The organism is Pseudomonas sp. 22082 (assembly GCF_052046055.1).
Classification (GTDB): Bacteria; Pseudomonadota; Gammaproteobacteria; order Pseudomonadales; family Pseudomonadaceae; genus Aquipseudomonas; species Aquipseudomonas pharyngis.
Genome location: NZ_JBQEQB010000015.1, coordinates 140,350 through 159,413 on the forward strand (window position 1 = coordinate 140,350; position 19,064 = coordinate 159,413).

At 56.1% G+C, this 19,064-nt stretch carries 18 protein-coding genes; 8 read left to right on the forward strand and 10 right to left on the reverse strand.

Going from position 1 to position 19,064, the window contains the following annotated elements:
* Positions 1 to 61: 61 nt before the first annotated feature.
* On the reverse strand, positions 62 to 919 hold the full coding sequence (locus tag ACTJK9_RS18540; protein ID WP_440815299.1) for an SDR family oxidoreductase: 858 nt from the start codon (positions 917 to 919) through the stop codon (positions 62 to 64).
* A gap of 188 nt (positions 920 to 1,107) precedes the next feature.
* On the opposite strand from ACTJK9_RS18540, the gene exbB reads away from it, so the two are divergent.
* The 7 genes from exbB (at position 1,108) to ACTJK9_RS18575 (ending at position 8,306) form a co-directional block, all read left to right on the forward strand.
* Entirely contained in the window at positions 1,108 to 2,061 is a 954-nt protein-coding gene (exbB, locus tag ACTJK9_RS18545; RefSeq protein WP_085612085.1) for a tonB-system energizer ExbB, read from the forward strand.
* A gap of 6 nt (positions 2,062 to 2,067) precedes the next feature.
* Positions 2,068 to 2,496, forward strand: a complete 429-nt coding sequence (exbD, locus tag ACTJK9_RS18550; RefSeq protein ID WP_039765185.1) for a TonB system transport protein ExbD — start codon at positions 2,068 to 2,070, stop codon at positions 2,494 to 2,496.
* A complete protein-coding gene (locus ACTJK9_RS18555; RefSeq protein ID WP_064600428.1) occupies positions 2,493 to 3,239 on the forward strand; it encodes a TonB family protein in 747 nt (248 codons plus the stop codon). Before exbD ends, ACTJK9_RS18555 begins: the two co-directional genes overlap by 4 nt.
* A 175-nt stretch (positions 3,240 to 3,414) precedes the next feature.
* Entirely contained in the window at positions 3,415 to 4,344 is a 930-nt protein-coding gene (locus ACTJK9_RS18560; protein ID WP_007954418.1) for a hydrogen peroxide-inducible genes activator, read from the forward strand.
* Positions 4,345 to 4,353: 9 nt separating this feature from the next.
* A complete protein-coding gene (gene recG, locus ACTJK9_RS18565) occupies positions 4,354 to 6,429 on the forward strand; it encodes an ATP-dependent DNA helicase RecG (protein ID WP_011336566.1) in 2,076 nt (691 codons plus the stop codon).
* Positions 6,430 to 6,508: 79 nt separating this feature from the next.
* Positions 6,509 to 7,909, forward strand: a complete 1,401-nt coding sequence (locus ACTJK9_RS18570; protein ID WP_039765182.1) for an aminoacyl-tRNA deacylase and HDOD domain-containing protein — start codon at positions 6,509 to 6,511, stop codon at positions 7,907 to 7,909.
* A 139-nt stretch (positions 7,910 to 8,048) separates the two neighbouring features.
* Positions 8,049 to 8,306 (forward strand): hypothetical protein, encoded by a 258-nt coding sequence (locus tag ACTJK9_RS18575; RefSeq protein ID WP_440815303.1) that lies wholly within the window; start codon positions 8,049 to 8,051, stop codon positions 8,304 to 8,306.
* A gap of 119 nt (positions 8,307 to 8,425) precedes the next feature.
* Here the strand turns inward: ACTJK9_RS18575 and ACTJK9_RS18580 are convergent, their stop codons facing one another.
* Positions 8,426 to 8,809: an SCP2 sterol-binding domain-containing protein gene (locus ACTJK9_RS18580; RefSeq protein ID WP_096817262.1), complete on the reverse strand. Its 384-nt coding sequence runs from the start codon at positions 8,807 to 8,809 to the stop codon at positions 8,426 to 8,428.
* A 434-nt stretch (positions 8,810 to 9,243) separates the two neighbouring features.
* Here ACTJK9_RS18580 and ACTJK9_RS18585 point away from each other — a divergent pair, with 434 nt between their 5' ends.
* Positions 9,244 to 9,603 carry a DUF6124 family protein gene (locus tag ACTJK9_RS18585; protein ID WP_440815306.1) on the forward strand — a complete coding sequence of 120 codons (360 nt, stop codon included), beginning with the start codon at positions 9,244 to 9,246 and terminating at the stop codon, positions 9,601 to 9,603.
* 56 nt (positions 9,604 to 9,659) lie between these two features.
* On the opposite strand, the gene ACTJK9_RS18590 is transcribed toward ACTJK9_RS18585, so the two are convergent.
* The 8 genes from ACTJK9_RS18590 to tssI form a co-directional block, all read right to left on the reverse strand.
* Positions 9,660 to 10,091 carry a hypothetical protein gene (locus ACTJK9_RS18590; protein WP_440815309.1) on the reverse strand — a complete coding sequence of 144 codons (432 nt, stop codon included), beginning with the start codon at positions 10,089 to 10,091 and terminating at the stop codon, positions 9,660 to 9,662.
* A gap of 13 nt (positions 10,092 to 10,104) precedes the next feature.
* A complete protein-coding gene (locus ACTJK9_RS18595) occupies positions 10,105 to 10,704 on the reverse strand; it encodes a lysozyme inhibitor LprI family protein (RefSeq protein ID WP_440815312.1) in 600 nt (199 codons plus the stop codon).
* The gene (locus ACTJK9_RS18600; RefSeq protein ID WP_440815333.1) at positions 10,701 to 11,510 is read right to left on the reverse strand and encodes a lysozyme inhibitor LprI family protein; all 810 of its coding nucleotides are present in this window, start codon (positions 11,508 to 11,510) and stop codon (positions 10,701 to 10,703) included. Before ACTJK9_RS18600 ends, ACTJK9_RS18595 begins: the two co-directional genes overlap by 4 nt.
* 2 nt (positions 11,511 to 11,512) lie before the next feature.
* A complete protein-coding gene (locus ACTJK9_RS18605) occupies positions 11,513 to 12,361 on the reverse strand; it encodes a tetratricopeptide repeat protein (RefSeq protein ID WP_440815315.1) in 849 nt (282 codons plus the stop codon).
* Positions 12,362 to 12,508: 147 nt separating this feature from the next.
* The gene (locus ACTJK9_RS18610) at positions 12,509 to 13,615 is read right to left on the reverse strand and encodes a tetratricopeptide repeat protein (RefSeq protein ID WP_440815318.1); all 1,107 of its coding nucleotides are present in this window, start codon (positions 13,613 to 13,615) and stop codon (positions 12,509 to 12,511) included.
* Positions 13,612 to 16,782: a hypothetical protein gene (locus tag ACTJK9_RS18615; RefSeq protein ID WP_440815321.1), complete on the reverse strand. Its 3,171-nt coding sequence runs from the start codon at positions 16,780 to 16,782 to the stop codon at positions 13,612 to 13,614. Before ACTJK9_RS18615 ends, ACTJK9_RS18610 begins: the two co-directional genes overlap by 4 nt.
* An 18-nt stretch (positions 16,783 to 16,800) precedes the next feature.
* Complete coding sequence (locus tag ACTJK9_RS18620) at positions 16,801 to 17,820, reverse strand: tetratricopeptide repeat protein (protein ID WP_085612092.1); 1,020 nt, start codon at positions 17,818 to 17,820, stop codon at positions 16,801 to 16,803.
* 5 nt (positions 17,821 to 17,825) lie between these two features.
* On the reverse strand, positions 17,826 to 19,064 hold a 1,239-nt coding region (tssI, locus tag ACTJK9_RS18625; protein ID WP_440815325.1), incomplete at its 5' end, for a type VI secretion system tip protein TssI/VgrG.

A 19,064-nucleotide genomic window follows, 5' to 3' on the forward strand; every position in this document is an offset into this window, starting at 1 on the left:
CGCCTGACACGACGCCTTCGCGAGCAAGCCCGCTCCCACATTTACTGTGCAATGACGAAAGTCAGCAGCGCCCCTCAAGAATCGCGGCATACCCCTCGCGATAACTCGGATATTTGGGCACCCAACCCCGCGCCTTCGCCCTGGCATTGCTGCAACGCTTGCTGCCGGTGCGACGTACGCTCTCGTCTTCCGACCATTCGGTGACCCCCAGATACTCACGCAACCAGGCCACCACCTCGGCCAGCGGCGCAGGCGCATCGTCCACGCCGATATAGATGTCATCCAGCGCCCCGCCTTTGCGAGCTGCTTCCAGCAGAAAAGCCATCAATCCCGCCGCGTCATCGGCATGGATGCGATTGCCATACAGCGGCGGATCGATCGCCACCCGATAACCACGCCGCACCTGGGTCAGCAACCACTCACGGCCGGGGCCGTAAATGCCGGTCAGGCGCATGATGCTCGCGGGAATGCCGCTGTTGAGCGCAACCTGCTCGGCCTCCAGCATCACCCGACCGGAATAACCCGCAGCGACGGTTTCGGATTTTTCATCGACCCATTCGCCGTTCTGCTGCCCGTAAACACTGCTGCTGGAAACGAACAGCAGCCGCTCAGGCTCCTGACCGTAATCGTTCAGCCAACCCAGCACATGCTGCAAACCCTGCACATACGCCGCGCGATAACCGGCTTCATCGTGATCGGTGGCCGCCGCGCTATACACCAGGTAATCGATAGCGCCCACCGGCCAGGTCTCGGGGCAATCCTCATTGAACAAGTCACCGGCCACACCGATAACGCCGTCCGGCAAACGTGAAATATCACGGCGCAGGCCGTAGACCTGGAAGCCGGCAGCCAGCAATTGCGTGGCCAGACGACTGCCGACATCACCACAACCGGCGATCAAAACAGAAGGCGCGGACATCAAAAATCTCCCATCGGAAAGCGACAGACTAGCCTCGGCAAGGGACGAGCGGCTAGCAATCAAGGAAAAAAAGCAACTCTATTACTTTTGTTAACAAGAATTACTTGCAATAATGCATGCCACTTTTGTTCTCGGCCTCACGAGGCCTGGAAGAGCATCACCGTTTTTCTATCTCAGGTCCGGCCAGCATGACACGCATTCAAAACTCCGCTTCGCCAACCAACCGACCTCGCGCCTGGAGCGCCGTGGCTGCCCTGCTGGTCAGCCTGATGCTGGCGCCGGTCGCCGCATTCGCTGACGCACAAGCCCCGGCCGCGCCAGCTGCCACCGAGCAAAGCGCTCCGGCCGCCGCACCTGCCGCGACCGACCCGGTGCAGGCCGTAGACGCCAGCGCCGCCGACGCGCCGGAAGTCCTTGAAGCCGACAACACCCTGGGCATGGCCCACGACCTGTCGCCATGGGGCATGTACCAGAACGCCGACGTGATCGTTAAAGCCGTGATGATCGGCCTGGCCATCGCCTCGATCATCACCTGGACCATCTGGATCGCCAAGGGCTTCGAGCTGATGGGCGCCAAGCGTCGTCTGCGCGGCGAGATTGCCGCCCTGAAAAAAGCCGCCACGCTCAAAGAGGCCAGCGCCACCGCCGCGAAGGAAGGCACCCTCGCCAACCTGCTGGTACACGACGCGCTGGAAGAAATGCGCCTGTCGACCAACGCCCGCGAAAAAGAAGGCATCAAGGAGCGCGTAAGCTTCCGCCTCGAGCGCCTGGTCGCAGCCTGTGGCCGCAACATGAGCAGCGGCACCGGCGTCCTCGCCACCATCGGTTCCACCGCACCGTTCGTCGGTCTGTTCGGTACCGTGTGGGGCATCATGAACAGCTTCATCGGCATCGCCAAAACCCAGACCACCAATCTTGCCGTCGTAGCACCGGGTATCGCTGAAGCGCTGCTGGCTACCGCACTGGGTCTGGTTGCCGCGATTCCTGCCGTGGTCATCTACAACGTCTTTGCCCGCTCCATCGCCGGTTACAAGGCTCAGGTGTCCGATGCGTCGGCTCAGGTGCTGCTGCTGGTCAGCCGCGACCTCGACCACCAGCCTGAGCGCAACAGCTCGCAACCGCACATGGTGAAAGTGGGGTAATCGGCCATGGGCCTGCATTTGAAAGAAGGCGCAGACGACGATCTGGCCGAGAACCACGAAATCAACGTCACGCCGTTCATCGACGTGATGCTGGTGCTGTTGATCATCTTCATGGTGGCCGCGCCGCTGGCCACCGTGGACATCAAGGTTGACCTGCCTGCCTCGACCGCCAAACCGGCGCCGCGGCCGGAGAAACCGGTGTTCCTCAGCGTGAAGGCTGACCAGCGCCTGTTCATTGGCGATGACGAAGTGAAAGCCGAAACCCTCGGCGCCGTCCTCGACGCCAAGACCCAGGGCAAGAAAGACACGACGATCTTCTTCCAGGCCGACAAAGGCGTGGATTACGGCGACCTGATGAGCGTGATGGATAACCTGCGCGCTGCCGGTTACCTGAAGGTCGGTCTGGTCGGGCTCGAGAGCGCAGTCAAGAAATGATCACCACGCGCCATAAGCTGACGCGTTACAGCGGTAGCCTGGCCGTGGTGCTGGGTGTTCACGCGCTGGCCATCGCGCTGGCGCTGAACTGGAACGTCCGCCCGCCCATCGAATTGCCGCCGCAGGCAATGATGGTCGAGCTGGCACCGGTTCCGGCCCCGCCACCGCCTGCACCGCCGAAAGTCGTCACGCCACCGCAGCCACCGGCTCCGGTTGAGGAACTGCCGATCCCGAAACTGGCCGAAGCGCCGAAAGCCGAGATCGCGGTACCGAAACCGAAGCCCAAGCCGAAACCCAAACCGCCGAAGCCGATCGAGAAGAAACTGCCCGATCCGCCGAAGGAGAAACCGTCCGAAGAGAAGCCGGCCGATACCCAGCCGACTCAGGCCCCGACGGAGAAATCCGCCCAGCCTGCACCGGGCCCGTCGCCTGCACAATTGGCCGCCAAGGCCAGCTGGCAAGGCACCCTGCTCGCGCATCTGGCCAAGTACAAGAAGTACCCGGCCAGTGCTCAGGCACGGGGCAAGGAAGGCTTGAACCGGTTGCGTTTCGTGGTCGATGGCGAAGGCAACGTGCTGTCGTTCGAACTGGTGGGCCGCTCCGGCAACGCCGATCTGGACCGGGCCACCCTGGAAATGATCCGCCGCGCCCAGCCACTGCCCAAGCCACCGGCCGACATGCTGACCAATGGCGCGATCGAAATCGTTGCGCCGTTTGTGTACTCGCTGGAGCGCCGCCGCTGATTCGCACTCGCGAAGCCCGGCCTGATCCAGCCAAAAAGGCACCGCAAGGTGCCTTTCGCTTATCCATCCACGGCAAACCGGCATTGCCCGGTGTCGCATTCATCACTCAGTCTGATAACGTGCGTCTATCGATTGCAGCCGGTATGCTTGGCCCGCATCTTCATGGACGCTTGCTATGACTCTCACAGAATTACGCTACATCGTTACCCTCGCCCAAGAGCAGCATTTCGGCCACGCGGCCGAGCGTTGCCACGTCAGCCAGCCGACCCTGTCGGTGGGCGTGAAAAAGCTTGAAGACGAACTCGGTGTGCTGATTTTCGAGCGCAGCAAAAGCGCCGTGCGCCTGACCCCGGTCGGCGAAGGCATCGTCGCCCAGGCGCAGAAAGTGCTGGAGCAGGCCCAAGGCATTCGCGAACTGGCCCAGGCCGGCAAGAACCAGCTGACCGCCCCGCTGAAAGTCGGCGCGATCTACACCGTCGGCCCGTACCTGTTCCCGCACCTGATTCCGCAACTGCACCGGGTCGCCCCGCAGATGCCGTTGTACATCGAAGAAAACTTCACCCACGTGCTGCGCGACAAACTGCGCAACGGCGAGCTGGACGCAATCATCATCGCCCTGCCGTTCAACGAAGCCGACGTGCTGACCCTGCAACTCTACGACGAGCCGTTCTACGTCCTGATGCCGGCCCAGCACCCGTGGACCCAGAAAGAATCCATCGACGCCGCGCTGCTCAACGACAAGAGCCTGCTGCTGCTCGGCGAGGGCCATTGCTTCCGCGATCAGGTGCTGGAAGCCTGCCCGACCCTGACCAAGGGCAACGACGGCGCCAAGCACACCACGGTCGAATCCAGCTCGCTGGAAACCATTCGCCACATGGTCGCGTCCGGCCTGGGCATCTCGATCCTGCCGCTGTCGGCGGTAGATAGCCATCACTACGCTCCGGGCGTGATCGAAGTGCGTCCGTTGTCGGCACCGGTGCCGTTCCGCACAGTGGCCATCGCCTGGCGCGCCAGCTTCCCACGGCCGAAAGCCATCGAGATCCTCGCCGACTCCATTCGCCTGTGCTCGGTCGCCAAGCCTGCCGCGCCGGTCACGGCCGGTTAAGCCAGCGTCATGACGGAGCTGTCGCAGGTGTCGGTCACCGCACTCAAGGGTGTCGGTGAAGCCATGGCCGAGAAACTGGCCAAGGTCGGCCTGGAAAACCTCCAGGACGTACTGTTTCACCTGCCACTGCGTTATCAGGATCGCACCCGCGTGGTGCCGATCGGCGCGTTGCGGCCGGGGCAGGACGCCGTGGTCGAAGGCACCGTCAGCGGCGCCGACGTGGTCATGGGCCGACGCCGCAGCCTCGTCGTGCGCTTGCAGGACGGCACCGGTGGCTTGAGCCTGCGCTTCTACCACTTCAGCAACGCGCAGAAAGAAGGTCTCAAGCGCGGCACGCGGATTCGCTGCTACGGCGAAGCCCGGCCCGGCGCCTCGGGGCTGGAGATCTACCACCCGGAATACCGCGCCATCAACGGCGACGAGCCGCCGCCGGTGGATGAAACCCTGACCCCGGTCTACCCGCTGACCGAAGGCCTGACCCAGGCCCGTCTGCGCCAGTTGTGCATGCAGACGCTGACCCTGCTCAAGCCGGCCACCCTGCCCGACTGGCTGCCGACCGAACTGGCCCGCGACTATCAACTGGCGCCGCTGGCCGACGCGATCCGCTACCTGCACAACCCGCCCGCCGATGCCGACGTCGACGAACTCGCCCTCGGCCATCACTGGGCCCAGCATCGCCTGGCTTTCGAAGAACTGCTGACCCACCAGCTATCGCAGCAGCGCCTGCGCGAAAGCATGCGCTCCCTGCGCGCGCCGGCGATGCCGAAAGCCACCAAGCTGCCGGCGAAATACCTGGCCAACCTCGGCTTCAACCCGACCGGCGCCCAGCAACGAGTCGGCAACGAAATCGCCTACGACCTCAGTCAGCACGAGCCGATGCTGCGGCTGATTCAGGGCGACGTCGGCGCGGGCAAAACCGTGGTCGCCGCCCTCGCCGCGCTGCAAGCGCTGGAGGCGGGCTATCAGGTCGCGCTGATGGCGCCGACCGAGATCCTCGCCGAACAACACTTCATCACCTTCAAGCGCTGGCTCGAACCGCTGGGCATCGACGTGGCCTGGCTGGCCGGCAAGCTCAAGGGCAAGAACCGCGTCGCCGCGCTGGAACAGATCGCCAGCGGCACGCCGATGGTGGTCGGCACCCACGCGCTGTTCCAGGATGAAGTGCAGTTCAAGAACCTCGCGCTGGTGATCATCGACGAACAACACCGCTTCGGCGTGCAGCAACGTCTGGCGCTGCGGCAGAAAGGCGTCGGCGGGCGCATGTGTCCGCATCAACTGATCATGACCGCCACGCCGATTCCGCGGACGCTGGCGATGAGCGCCTACGCCGACCTCGACACCTCGATCCTCGACGAACTGCCCCCCGGCCGAACCCCGGTCAACACCGTGCTGGTCACCGACACCCGTCGCGTCGAAGTCATCGAGCGGGTGCGCAGCGCCTGCGCCGAGGGCCGTCAGGCCTATTGGGTGTGCACGCTGATCGAAGAGTCCGAAGAGCTGACCTGTCAGGCCGCCGAAACCACTTTTGAAGACCTGACCGCCGCCCTCGGCGAGCTGAAGGTCGGGCTGATCCACGGCCGCATGAAGCCTGCCGAGAAAGCCGCCGTCATGGCCGAATTCAAGGCCGGCAACCTGCAACTGCTGGTCGCCACCACCGTGATCGAAGTCGGCGTGGACGTACCCAACGCCAGCCTGATGATCATCGAAAACCCCGAGCGCCTGGGCCTTGCGCAACTGCACCAGTTGCGCGGTCGGGTCGGCCGGGGCAGCGCCGTCAGCCATTGCGTGCTGCTCTACCATCCGCCGCTGTCGCAGATCGGCCGCCAGCGCCTGGGCATCATGCGCGAGACCAACGACGGTTTCGTCATCGCCGAAAAAGACCTTGAACTGCGCGGCCCCGGCGAAATGCTCGGCACCCGCCAGACCGGTCTGCTGCAATTCAAGGTCGCCGACCTGATGCGCGACGCCGATCTGCTGCCCGCCGTGCGCGATGCCGCCCAGGCCTTGCTCGAACGCTGGCCTACCCACGTCAGCCCGTTGCTCGACCGCTGGCTGCGACACGGGCAGCAATACGGCCAAGTGTGAGCACCGTCGCAGTTTCTGACAGCTCGTTCCAACCAAGCTGGTTATACTCCTGCAATTGTTTCAAAAACGGATACAGACCATGACCGAAGCTGCTCTCGCCCCCGAATCACCGCACGCTCCGTCTGTTATTCGGCTGCTGCTCAACAAGCTGGGCGTCGCCTACGAAGAAGTGCTCGACCACCACGGCCTCAATGCCTCGCGCAAAGTGCAGGCGGTGTTGCTGGACGACGCGGTCGGTGCGCTGATGGTGCTGTTTCCACAGAGTCAGTTGCTGGATCTCAACCGCCTCGCCGAGCTGACGGGCCGTCGCCTGACCGCCGTGTCCACCGAGCGCCTGGAAAAGATGCTCGGCAAACACAGCCTGAGCCTGCTGCCGGGCCTGCCGGCGCTGACCAGCTCGCCGTGCCTCTACGAAGAAGGCCTGCTGCGCGAGCCGAAGTTGCTGATCAACTCCGGCGAGCCGGGCCTGCTGCTGGAAATCGCCAGCGAAGACTTCAAGACCATGCTGACCAAGGCCAGCGCCGCCAACTTCGGCGAAGCCCTGAGCAGCATCCGTCCGAACCTCGACCGCCCGGACGATGACCGCGAGGAAATCACCCAGGCCGTGCAGGCGTTCACCGCGCGGCGCATCCAGCAGCGTCTGGAAGCGACCATCGAGATTCCGCCGCTGGCGGAAACCGCACAAAAAATCATCAAGCTGCGCGTCGACCCCAACGCCACCATCGACGACATCACCGGCGTGGTCGAAACCGACCCGGCACTGGCCGCGCAAGTGGTGAGCTGGGCGGCGTCGCCGTACTACGCCTCGCCGGGCAAGATCCGTTCGGTGGAAGACGCGATCGTCCGCGTGCTGGGCTTCGATCTGGTGATCAACCTGGCGCTGGGCCTGGCCCTCGGCAAGACCCTGAGCCTGCCCAAAGACCACCCGCAACACACCACGCCGTACTGGCAGCAGTCGATCTACACCGCCGCCGTCATCGAAGGCCTGACCCGCGCCATGCCGCGTGCCCAGCGCCCGGAATCCGGCCTGACCTACCTCGCCGGCCTGCTGCACAACTTCGGCTACCTGCTGCTGGCCCACGTGTTCCCGCCGCACTTCTCGCTGATCTGCCGCCACCTGGAGGTCAACCCGCACCTGTGCCACAGCTATGTCGAGCAACACCTGCTGGGCATCAGCCGCGAACAGATCGGCTCCTGGCTGATGCGCTACTGGGACATGCCGGACGAACTGGCCACCGCCCTGCGCTTCCAGCACGACCCGAACTACGACGGCGCCTACGCCGAATACCCGAACCTCGTCTGCCTGGCCGTGCGCCTGCTGCGCAGTCGCGGAATCGGCTCCGGCCCGGATGAAGACATTCCGGATGCGCTACTGGAGCGTGTTGGCCTGACTCGCGATAAGGCCAATGATGTGGTCAGCAAAGTGCTTGAGGCGGAAGTGCTGCTGCGTGAACTGGCTTCGCAGTTCAGCCAGGCTTAAAGCACTCTTCGGAACGTCTACCAGGGCCTTTTTTCTGATTGCAAATAGGGCCCTGGTTGCACAGATTTCGGTCACTTTGCCAGCAACGACAGCAAACTAGCGCGCTGCTATGATTTGACGGCAAACAGAGGAAATTCCGATGACCCGAACAGATGCTGTCAGCGTTGCAAGCGAAGTTCGCAAGCTAGCCAAAGACAACAAGGTTACGGCCAGACGTGACGGCATGAGCCGTATGGCCGTGGGGATTACCCGCTTGGCTGGTGATGTCGTCGAACTGGATGGCATCGAACAGTTGCTCGTCAACCTCAAGCGAAAAGGCGTTCTGAGCAAATCTGAAATCCTCGCGCTCCAAGGGCGCTACCTTCAGGAAAGGCGTGCACAGAAACGTAGCGCATGACTTTCGATCCATTCGGCGACTTCGAGACGGCTGGATATCTTCAAAATTCGCTGGACTCCGAGCCTCCTGAGCCGGATAGCTGAAGAGGCTGAACCGCCCCGGCAAGCTACCTAAAAGACCTATGCCTTCGGCTTGGCCTTCCGCGGCTTCAAATACTTCATCAACCCCTGAAACCACATCACCAGCGCCGGATTGCCCTTGAGCTGGATCGACTTGTCCTGAATCCCCTGCATGAACGCCAGCTGCTTGTTCTTCGCCTGCATCGTGGCAAACCCGAACGCCGCGTCCTTGAACGCAATCGCAAACGCCGGCTCCGCCACCACGCCAGACTTGCTGGTAATGCGCTGGTCTTTGACCACGAAATGCCGCGCCACCTTCCCGTCCAGAGTCTGCAGCTGAAACACCAGATCCTTGTCACCCAACTGCTGCTGGAACGCAGGATTTGTCCGACTGGCCTTACCCATCAACAGACCCAGCATCCACAGAAGAAAACGAAATTTCATGCGCACAGCCTCAAAAGGAAAATGAACGGCCGGGGGAGTGTAAGGGATTCGGACGAATTCGCCACTATCCAAGACTGATAGAAGACGATGTAGGTCTTTTCCTGCCAGATGACTACCAAGTCACGAATTCCAACTCCCGAACCTGATCGTTCCCACGCTCCGCGTGGGAATGCCTCCCGTGACGCTCCGCGTCACACCATCCCCCGTCCTACACCTGAAGAAACACATTCCTGTAGGAGCCGCCGGAGGCCGCGATCTTTCTGTCTTCTACCTCGCAAATCCTTGGGAAATGTCCTTCAAACTGCGGTGCTGTCCATGAACTAGGCGTGCTCGGAGTTCATCGATAACCTCTTTCCGTCACCGCAAAATTGGTGACCGGATGTGCAAGTCCGAAAACCGGAGCAAATCTTTCCAACTCAAAAGGATTTACACCGATGATCGACCCAACCTTCACTGACGAAGAAGTTTCCCCTTACGAATTCCCAGACTCAAAGAAACTCCACGAAGCCGCCGAACGAGCTCTCGACCACCATTTCAAACCCAGCGCCCCACGCCCCAAACGCCTGGGCGGCCTGTTCGCCCTCTGCCCCGACACCGACGCCGAAGCCCTCATGGCAAACGCCTCCGAAGACCTCCTGTCCATCAGCGCCATCGCCGCCAACCTGGCCGACGACCTCGACGGCCCCCGCCGCTCGATGGCACTGGGTCTGAGCAGAATGGCGGACGGCGTGCGGTTGATGGTGGAAGGCACGCTCGATCACATTGAGTTTCGGGAGTATCAGGCCAAGCCGTAGCTGAATCGCGGGCGGAAAAAAGGGGACGTTGAGTCCCCTTTCGAAACTATTCGTTCTTACCATCGGCAACCGGTCTCAGGTGTCGCCTCCATGGTGATGTCCTGATCGAACGAGTACTGCTTGCCCGATTTGTAATTCCTGTAATGCATCGAATTCACCCTCGCACCCTGAGTTGCCATCTCATATTCTCCAGTCACCACACCGTCAGAAACTTCTACCCACGTCGTCGTGAACTGATGAGGGCCTTCCTCAGTCATGACCTCGTCCTCGGTGTTCCGATAGACAAGGGGGATAGCTTTCTTCGACTTGCTATACCTGACACCTGCGCCGCCCCATTTAGTGACAGTGTCGAAATAGGTTCTGAATTCGAAATTGATGTTTTTTCCATCAAGTGAGCGAAAGCAAGAAACCCGCGTTGAGACTTCGCTATGGGCGGCAAGCGGAGAAAGACACAGCAACGCAACAAAGAACATTGAGGCAGTTTTCAAACCGTTCATTCCTTCAACGATTAAGAGGTAATTGAAAGCGCATTCGCACTGCGCAGTTAGCGATGTCCTCCCGGAACACACGCTCACTCATTTCGCAGTGCCCATCGACGTACTGCCGCCACAACGGATCGTCGAAGTTGTCACCCCCCAATCGCTCCATCGAAGCCACCAGACCTTTCTCTCGATCCTGCCCCGCCATGACCGACGCAGCTTTGTAAAAGCCGTCCAGGGGTAACCCAGTCTGTAGAGCGATTAACTCTCCCAACCGGGCATTGGTTGTTTGCACCAGACACGCAAGCCTTTCGATGGGCGCCTCTGCACCGGGTAAAGCCGACTGATAGATATCCTCGCAATACGCCTCTTTGAAGCGCACCCACTTCTTTTGCACATCAGTCAGTTGCTTCTTGTCGGCGGGCGCCAAACTGACCAGCGCTTTCTTGTATTGCTCATTCAGCACTGCGTCGACTTTTTCGAAAGTCTGCTGACCGCAAATGATCATATCGGGATTGGAAAAGCTGTCGGGATTGCAGGTTTCTTGGGCATGCGCAGGAACCAGCAATGCAGCCAAAGAAGCACCCGCGACCAGTTCAAATAACGCCTTGAGTTTGATCATGATCCGGATACTCCGGCGCTGCGCTCAGCTACCCGTCCAAAAGTCTTCGAGACACCGGGCTCGGATGCGCCGCACTTCAGCTCTTTGATCTGCTCGTTCTGAATCGGAATCACACAGGCGAGGCGCTTTTCGCCGATAGGACGAAGCTCTGTCAGGCTAAGTGTCACGTGTAAACCGTCATCCGCAAATACGTGCCCCTCAAATCCCGCGTCGGTATAACCCGACCAAAACGATTTGCCGTCAAAACTGCAAAACTGCCTAGAGGAAAGCACTCTCCAATCGCCGTTAGGCGCCAGAACTTGAACCGTCAGGCATGGGCTGCCAAAGGTGCTGACATAACGTGCCACGACATCGCCAAATCGATGGGCGTCAGTTCTGGACACCTTGTTGAGATCAACCACACTCCCCGGCTCATCAGCGATGATCGTGTCCAGATAAGCCGCACGCTCCAGGCTTACTCTGGCAATGCAGTTGTTGATGGTCGTGACATGCGCAGCCATCCCGGGCTGAATTTCAGTGGCTTCGAGCGGGCACGTGGTGTCGCGCAGTTTGATCCAGGCGCGCTGGGATTCTCTGGCCATGGCAACCAGCGTCTTGCCCTGCTCCGGGTCGCTCCGCTGCTGAGACTCGAAGCGCGCCAATAGTTTTTTGTAGCTGATATTGAGCTGTGCATCGGCTTCCTTACGGGCCGCCTCCACGCAGCGATCAACCTGCGAGCTCACGGTGATCTCTTTGCAGTCGTCATCGGCCATAGCGAAAGAGGCAAACAGGCATCCAAAGGACAACGCAATAAAGCGCACAAACATATTCAATTTTTCATTCCCTGAATAACGGATCGCTCAACTGCACGTTGAGGTATTTTCTGCGCCTTGCCGTCGGCGCTCATCGCGTCGCGGTACTGGCTGTAATAACGCTGCGCTTCGTCTTTGCGATCAAGGCGCCAGAGTGAATCGGCGATGTTCAACATCAGCACGGTGCGCTTACCGACGGCCTCAACGCCGCGATAAAACTTCAGTGCAAGCTCATCGTTACCGCCCTCGGCCAAGTAGAAGGCCAGGTCGTTGAGAGCTTGAACATTCCGCGCCGGTGGGTGACAAGCCATATAGGCGTCTGGACTTATAGTGCGAAGATTGAATTCGAGTTCTTCCACGCGGGATTGCGGCATCTCAATACTTGAGACTTGATTCAACAAATCCGTTGGAGATGGTGTCGTCAAGGCAAGGTCAAGAACCTCCCCCTCACCGGAAGTCCATCGGTTGCCCTCCCACTTGCCGTAGCAAAACGTGGCTACGTGCTGACTCAGTACGCAACCGGTCTCCATCGAAATGACACCGCAACCCGTCTCCTCTGTTGGAATTTCTTCGCCCTCTTGACCAATGACAACGCCATACAGAGTCTGAAGAAGCAGCACTGTTTTTTTGTCAGGGCTTAGCCAATTGTCATGCGCTTCGGTACCAACGTCGGAAACATAGAGGGGGAAAGTTTTGCCATTCGCGGTAAACGAGGCGACCGCAGACTCCGGAACAGGCCTGCTCCATTTCTTATCCTTCAGCGTCAACATGTCCCCGCCAACCCCGACGATCTGAATGTTCTCAGCCAAGGCATAGGCAGAAACGAACAGGCTCATGACTATCATCACCCATTTAAGGCTGCCCATAGTCGATCCTTTTCACTGACGGACTTTCCGACTGCAACTGCCTCTTCGTCACGCCATAAACCTTGATCAGCTCTTCCCAGGAACCCTTCGAACCAAATGAGCGCTGGGTATTATCGAAGCTGTATTGCTCCAATCGCCCCCAGATAGTCAAGAGCCAGATCGTTCCACAACTCTCTTTGGAATTTTCGCAACCTTACCTGACTGCTGCATCATAGAACTATATTTCTTGTAGCTCTCCGCCGCTAATTCCTTTCGACTTAGAGCCCAGTAAGCATCCGCTATATTTAAGTAGGCGACCGTTCTTTCTGGATTTTCAGAAATGACTTTTTTTAGCAGCTCAACAGATTCCGCATAGTACCCAGCCTCAGCAAACAAAAAACCAAGATCGTTAGACCAACTAACTTTATCAGGGTAGTAGTAAGCCTCAGCTATATAACTCTCAGGCGCGCACGATTCGCTATCGCCCCCATCGGCAACAAGACTCCCCATAGATTTGATTAGTTTGTTTTTGTCATTCCCTTTAAATGCCGCTAGTGCTTGATCAGCTGTCGACACTACAAATGACGACATGAGCTTCTGCCGCTTAATTCGACCTTCTTGAATTTCAAAATTTAACTTCTGAAGATACTCAAATGCACCAGCCCCATCAAAACTCACGAGAGATCTAGAAATCAAGTCATTTACAGGTAAAACATAGGCACTCTTAAGAGACCGATCACAAGAGTCATTATTAACTGTATACACAAGCTGACTAACCGCAACGATTTTACGAGCGGCATCATATTGAAACTGAAGGTTAAAATTATGTATGACCTCATCTTCTTTTTTGGTAATCAAGCTCACAACATCTCCTACAACGTGCGAGTCTGAATTAAACGTATAAGTTTCCGCCTGAGAGTCCACAACACTTATAGTTTTATCAACACCTTGAAGAACCGACACTTCAAAGCCATCAAAACTATTAGGTGAATAAGCATTGTTAATTTTAGCCAATGCGGAGCTTGCGCTAAAGATAACTTTTCTTCCCCCCGACACATCAGCAAGCAAAACTAACCTATCGGGAAGTGATGCATTATCATTCCTTTCAACTATAAGCTTTTGAGCCCCCATTCCGGGAATCAAATTTATAGCAAGCTCTTTTTTTACTCTTTCTGGAGAAGGAATAACTTCGCTCGGATCTGCCCACGAGAACTGACTAGCAAAAGTTGCAAACAAAAAAATCTGTAGCCCAAAAACATTTTTTGAACTAATCACTTATTAAGCTCCTGATAGATAGCGGTAAAATTAGTTCTGCGCTCCCCATAGCTGTCAGTATGCTTGTTAACAACTTCCGTAATTTTATTAGTGGAATCCGTGTCCGGTGCGACTAGATTATTTATATTATTCACATCCCAAAATCCCATAGCCGATAAGAGCCCTATTTTCGTATCCAGCAATTGATCTGGATTAGAAACCATTTCAATGGTTTCTTCAGGAATTTTTTGTTTTAAGCGGTCTTCTACCGCCTGATAGTTCGACTTCCATGTTAGCTGTATAAATCCTTTACCTTTATATTTTTTACCTTCTTCGCAGCCACCCGCAGTCAACACAAATGCACCTTGAGCCGAGTTGCAGCAATAGATACGCTTTGCTATCTCATCTTCATTGGGAAACTGAGAATAAGCCTTATTCTTTCTAATCGTATAGGCACTTTTCGCCGCGGGACTTAACGCATTATACTGCGCCATCGTAATACGTTTATACCCATACAATTCTGCTTCGGCAGGATAGGTATTAAAATATCTTCCAAACTTAGATCTGAGAGCTTCAGCGGAATACCAAAGATCTTCCACTTTTCCTACCAACGCACTACCAACCTCAGTTTTAACTTGGGCAAAAAATTGTGCCATTTTCGGTGCAGTGTTGATTTCAAAACGATCAGCATACTTATTAAATACCCCCCTAACCTCTTCACGCTTTTCCTCAGAAGAGTCCGGAAACATTTTCTTCATTTGATCGAAAGAAATTAGCTCCGAAACAGAGGAGGTAAACCCTGAGACAAACTCTATAGGATGAAAATGCCAAACCAGACTGGTTTCAGGTGAAGCCTTTCCAGATAGCTCCTCCCAGAAGATAAGATTATCGATCCTCTCTTTCTCATGGGCTTTTAGTTTTGGCGAATGAGCCAAAATATCATCCAGCCGACTCCATTTTGGTTGATTAGCCTTATCTTTCCACTCAGTTGGGTGCCTGGCGACAAGCTTTGACCATTGGGAGCGCGTATCAGTATCCTTCAACGCATCAGCCAACTCTGAAGCATCTATTTCTTTATTATTGTCCTTATCGATCTTATCAAACAATTTCTTGAAGAAAATGGGCATATCGTTCGGATCGAGAAAACCATCAGCAGTGGCGTTCGACTCTTCAACTACTTGAAAACCGAGCTTCTCCCAATCATGCTGCGAGATTAACGGCGCGCCGGCTTTTTTTATCAATCCAGCCACGCTTTGACCTTCGTCTTTGACATTAACCTCGTACCACTCTTGCGAGTCCTTATAAATTGCTATCTTGCTTAAATCGATAGCGTGCGACTCCTTGAGAATCACTTCTCCCGCCGCTGGTGGTTTTAGCCTAAGGGAGGTGCCTTTTACCACGGACAAATACTTCTTCCCAGTTTTCAAACCAGCAGTATTCTTTAAAAAATCTTCAACACTTGCATCAGCAGTAAAAACCTCTACATGAACCTGAAATTTCTCGCTGACATCTCCTGCCTCAGTAATATTTTCTATTTGGCCTAGATACCCTACCGGATCTCCTGCCTTAATTCCGACACCAACATTTAAAACAGAATCAACAGCCGCCGGCTCAGTTACATTCCACTTCAACACATTGTTTTCCGGCGTATTTTCGACACACGCCCAAAATTTAGGCGGTATATTTCCAGCAGCAACCAGATCGCCACTTATCAAAGTACATTCAGCCATTCGCTTCACTGACGTGCCTAGTACTAAATTAAGTACCTTCTGACTGTCGAATTCCACGACACTATTCATAATCAACTGCATAGTGCCGTGCGGAGCGCCTGCCGGTTTTCCATTGCTTGCATCTAGGGGGGCCTCATAAAGAGGAAGTTTATTAACAACTGTCCCCTTCACTTTCCCCTGCCAATAATTAGGGCGCTCCCGTTCCGGCACCTTATCAGCAGTCCAAATTCTATCGCCAGCGTTATTTTTATACGGCTCACCGCCCTTCAAATAAGCAAACCAAACTTCACCGCCTACCTCTTTTGTTTTCTGAGAACCTAGTTTCACATCACCAGAAATGATCTTGCCTTTAGCATATATACGATCGGTATCAGCAATAGGCTTTTGATCTAAAATTTCCAGCTTGGTACCTTTAGCCAACTTACCTAAAGAAACTATACTGCTGGATACAGGAAGCTCCTCGTATGCATTAAAATCACCAACCATCATCGTTACTTTGGGCTTAGGTACATCCGCAGACGGCAAAGGATAACGATCGAAAGGCAAAAGATGCATATACAGACTAAAAAATACTAGCTTGTTTTGCTTATTCTTATTTGCACCTTCCTCTGGATTAGGTGCGGACTTATATTCGTGCCGAACCAAACAAAATGAGTTTGAATATTTTAGTTTTTTGTTATCACCGCCGGCGTCAAATATTGACTCCAGATAGTCTTTATTAAGCCGATAAGCAACCACCTCACCATCTGCAATGCAGCGTATTGGCTCATCTAATACGCATTGCGGAGCACTTGCACTGCTGATATGAATTCCGCCATGCCAGAATTTATTACTGCCAAGCAAGAAGTGACCAGAAGTTTCGTTTTCAAGTGCTTTGTATACTTCATCTGCTCCAGTGAACTGCTTACCATCTGGTTTTCTGAATGGATATTGAAAACTCATCAATGGTGCTGCAGCTGCGGGTGCGGGAGCGGGAGCTGGAGCTGGAGCTCCCCCCCCCGTCCGAGTCGACTCTTTAACCCTTAAGAATTTTGTAGGCACTGGCCAATACCAAGCCTTCCCAAGGGCACCGAATTTGGCAGTGGCTGGCCCAGAACTTTGTGCTCCGAAGAATTCTCCAAACTCAGAATCCAGCGTACTGTCATAACTTTCTACAATACCTGTATGGTTCAACGTCTTATTTTGATGATTTGACGTGGCATTAATCCAGAGTACGATATCTCCCCGCTTCACATTAGCCGGGCTTATTACATCGTAATATTTGAGCGCTTCCTGGCTATTAAGCCCAGCGGTATTCTGGTAAGGAACTTCGTAGCCCGCCCCCGTCAGCAACAAGTTAACCATATGAGAACAGTCGACAACCTTTTTACCATTCTCTACGGCGTAACCATCCCCGCCCTCCTTATAGCTATAATTCGCGCTGGTGTAATTTCCAGATAAATCCAGTGGTTCTGTCATTTCTGCTTCCTGCAATAATCAATAGCAATAGCTGGCTTTAGCAATTCCAGCAGGCTGCTTACTCAGACGTTCCAAATGTGCGATAGACCCTTTGCTGCCTTTTTGAGCAGCGAGTTGGTAGCAGGCAATCGCCCTGGACATGTCCTTAGTAACCAGTTCTCCAGTTTCAAAGGCTCGACCGAGTGCATTTGTTGCAAAGGCGTCTCCCATACGGGCCGCCTGCGTCAACGCTTCTTCAGCCTCTGCTGGATGCTGGCATGGAGCATCAGAGGAAACATTGTTTCCATCGCAGTAAAACAACGAAAGGCTCATCGCACCCTCAGGCAAAGTGGTCGCTGCTGCCTTGAATAGCTGTTCAACTTTATTAGTTTCTAGCTGCGGGGCCATGCCAGAAAGGCTCAAACTTGCAGCATTCAAACTAGCCTGAGGATCACCGGAAGCTGCTGCGCATAGGTAGTTTTCCAAAGAAGCTTCAAATAACTCACCTGTGAGTCGGTACTGCTCTAGCCCCCCCAGGCCTCTGAAGGCTTCTGCACGCTGGAAGCAAAAGTTCTCTGCCTCGCTCATGTGGGCATTGCTCGCCTCTACGAGATCTTTCTCTCTGATCGACCAATCTTCAACACCCTCAAGCACCCAACACGCTTGGCGAGAAAAGTTGAAGATCTTGATGTGGCTGTTACCTGCTCGCTTGTCCACAACGTTGAAATGACTTTCGTCAATCGCTTCGACCTCTACGCCGTCAGTCTTATCTGTGCCGACAGGCGCCAATAGCGGAAACCGCAAATTGGAGCTCTTGACTCCCGTCGTTTGCGGCTCAAAAACACCATGTTCTCCCACCGGTTTCAAAACCAGCGACTTCACCGTCATCGCAGTCAACCGCTGCTGAGTTTCAGCATTCGCAGAGAACGCCGGCAGGAACTGGGAAAAGTCCTCAGACGGACACTCATCTGCATAAGCGCTGCCATGAAACAGGCTCAGCAGCGAGGCGGTGAACGCCGCTACCGCGAAGCCGTGCCTCTTCTTCAAAAAACCATTCATGTCGATCACTCAGAAAACACAAAAAAAGCCTTCGGCTTAACCTTCTCAGGCGGCGCATTCAACAACGCCTGATCCATCAAACTCCCCGCCTTATCCTTATCCGCCGCCCCCGGCAGCACCGGCGGCTTAATCCCGATCCCGGTCCCCGACCCAGCCGACCCGCCAGCATTAATCTTCACCACCGGCCCAACCACCGTCACACCACCGCCATCGAGCTTGATGAAACTGCCACCGCCGAGAATCGTCAGCTCAGTCCCCGCCTCAATGACAATCTTGTCCCCAGCCTTGATGTGAATCTCTTTCCCGACACTGGTCAGTTGCGCCGTCCCGAGCTTCACATGCTGGCTCTCGCCAATAGTCAGGTGGTCGTCCATCCGCGCTTCGATCTTGCGGTCGCTGATGGTGGTGCGGTGTTCTTCTGCCTTGAGCTCGGTGTAGCTGTTCTTCACCACCGTGTCGTGACGTTCATTCCCGACGCGAATCTTCTGGTCGTGTTCGACGTTTTCATCCCAGTCGCGCTGGGCGTGGATGAAGATTTGTTCGGCGCCTTTTTTGTCTTCGATGCGCAGTTCGTTGTAGCCACCGCCGCCCGGGGAGCTGAGGGTTTTGAAGACGCTGCGGGTTTTGTTCGCCGGCAGGGCGTACGGCACCGGGTTTTCCTTGTGGTACAGGCAGCCGGTGACGAGGGGTTGGTCGGGGTCGCCTTCGAGGAAGGTGACGAGGACTTCCATGCCGATGCGCGGGATGGAGATGGCGCCATAGCGGTCGCCGGCCCAGGAGCTGGAGACGCGCAGCCAGCAGCTGGTTTTGTCGTCGGCCAGGCCTTCGCGGTCCCAGTGGAATTGCACCTTGATGCGGCCGTATTGGTCGCAGTGAATTTCTTCGCCTTTGGGGCCGGTGACCATGGCGGTCTGGCTGCCGAGCACGCGGGGTTTCGGGTGCTCCAGCGCGGGGCGGTAGAACACGTCCCACGGGGTGGCGAGGAAGCGGTTGCGATAGCCCTGGTGGAAGTCGTCCTTGTTGTCGGTGGTGTCGCTGGTGACCGACTCTTCGAGGACTTGCGGCTGTTTGCCTTCGTGGAAGATTTCGGTGAGCAGCCACAGGTCGTTCCACTCGCTGCGCGGGTGGTCGGACATTTCCATGAAGTGGCCGCTGACGAGTTTGGTCTGGTCACCGCGACCTTCGGCCTGGCGGTAGTCGGCACGGTGGCGTTCGAGGGCGCGCTGGCTGAGGAACTTGCCGCG

Excerpts from the sequence above, each read along its gene's own strand:
- ACTJK9_RS18540 (WP_440815299.1), bottom strand. The coding sequence starts at position 919 with ATGTCCGCGCCTTCTGTTTTGATCGCCGGTTGTGGTGATGTCGGCAGT.
- exbB (WP_085612085.1), top strand. The coding sequence starts at position 1,108 with ATGACACGCATTCAAAACTCCGCTTCGCCAACCAACCGACCTCGCGCC.
- exbD (WP_039765185.1), top strand. The coding sequence starts at position 2,068 with ATGGGCCTGCATTTGAAAGAAGGCGCAGACGACGATCTGGCCGAGAAC.
- ACTJK9_RS18555 (WP_064600428.1), top strand. The coding sequence starts at position 2,493 with ATGATCACCACGCGCCATAAGCTGACGCGTTACAGCGGTAGCCTGGCC.
- ACTJK9_RS18560 (WP_007954418.1), top strand. The coding sequence starts at position 3,415 with ATGACTCTCACAGAATTACGCTACATCGTTACCCTCGCCCAAGAGCAG.
- recG (WP_011336566.1), top strand. The coding sequence starts at position 4,354 with ATGACGGAGCTGTCGCAGGTGTCGGTCACCGCACTCAAGGGTGTCGGT.
- ACTJK9_RS18570 (WP_039765182.1), top strand. The coding sequence starts at position 6,509 with ATGACCGAAGCTGCTCTCGCCCCCGAATCACCGCACGCTCCGTCTGTT.
- ACTJK9_RS18575 (WP_440815303.1), top strand. The coding sequence starts at position 8,049 with ATGACCCGAACAGATGCTGTCAGCGTTGCAAGCGAAGTTCGCAAGCTA.
- ACTJK9_RS18580 (WP_096817262.1), bottom strand. The coding sequence starts at position 8,809 with ATGAAATTTCGTTTTCTTCTGTGGATGCTGGGTCTGTTGATGGGTAAG.
- ACTJK9_RS18585 (WP_440815306.1), top strand. The coding sequence starts at position 9,244 with ATGATCGACCCAACCTTCACTGACGAAGAAGTTTCCCCTTACGAATTC.
- ACTJK9_RS18595 (WP_440815312.1), bottom strand. The coding sequence starts at position 10,704 with ATGATCAAACTCAAGGCGTTATTTGAACTGGTCGCGGGTGCTTCTTTG.
- ACTJK9_RS18600 (WP_440815333.1), bottom strand. The coding sequence starts at position 11,510 with ATGTTTGTGCGCTTTATTGCGTTGTCCTTTGGATGCCTGTTTGCCTCT.
- ACTJK9_RS18605 (WP_440815315.1), bottom strand. The coding sequence starts at position 12,361 with ATGGGCAGCCTTAAATGGGTGATGATAGTCATGAGCCTGTTCGTTTCT.
- ACTJK9_RS18615 (WP_440815321.1), bottom strand. The coding sequence starts at position 16,782 with ATGACAGAACCACTGGATTTATCTGGAAATTACACCAGCGCGAATTAT.
- ACTJK9_RS18620 (WP_085612092.1), bottom strand. The coding sequence starts at position 17,820 with ATGAATGGTTTTTTGAAGAAGAGGCACGGCTTCGCGGTAGCGGCGTTC.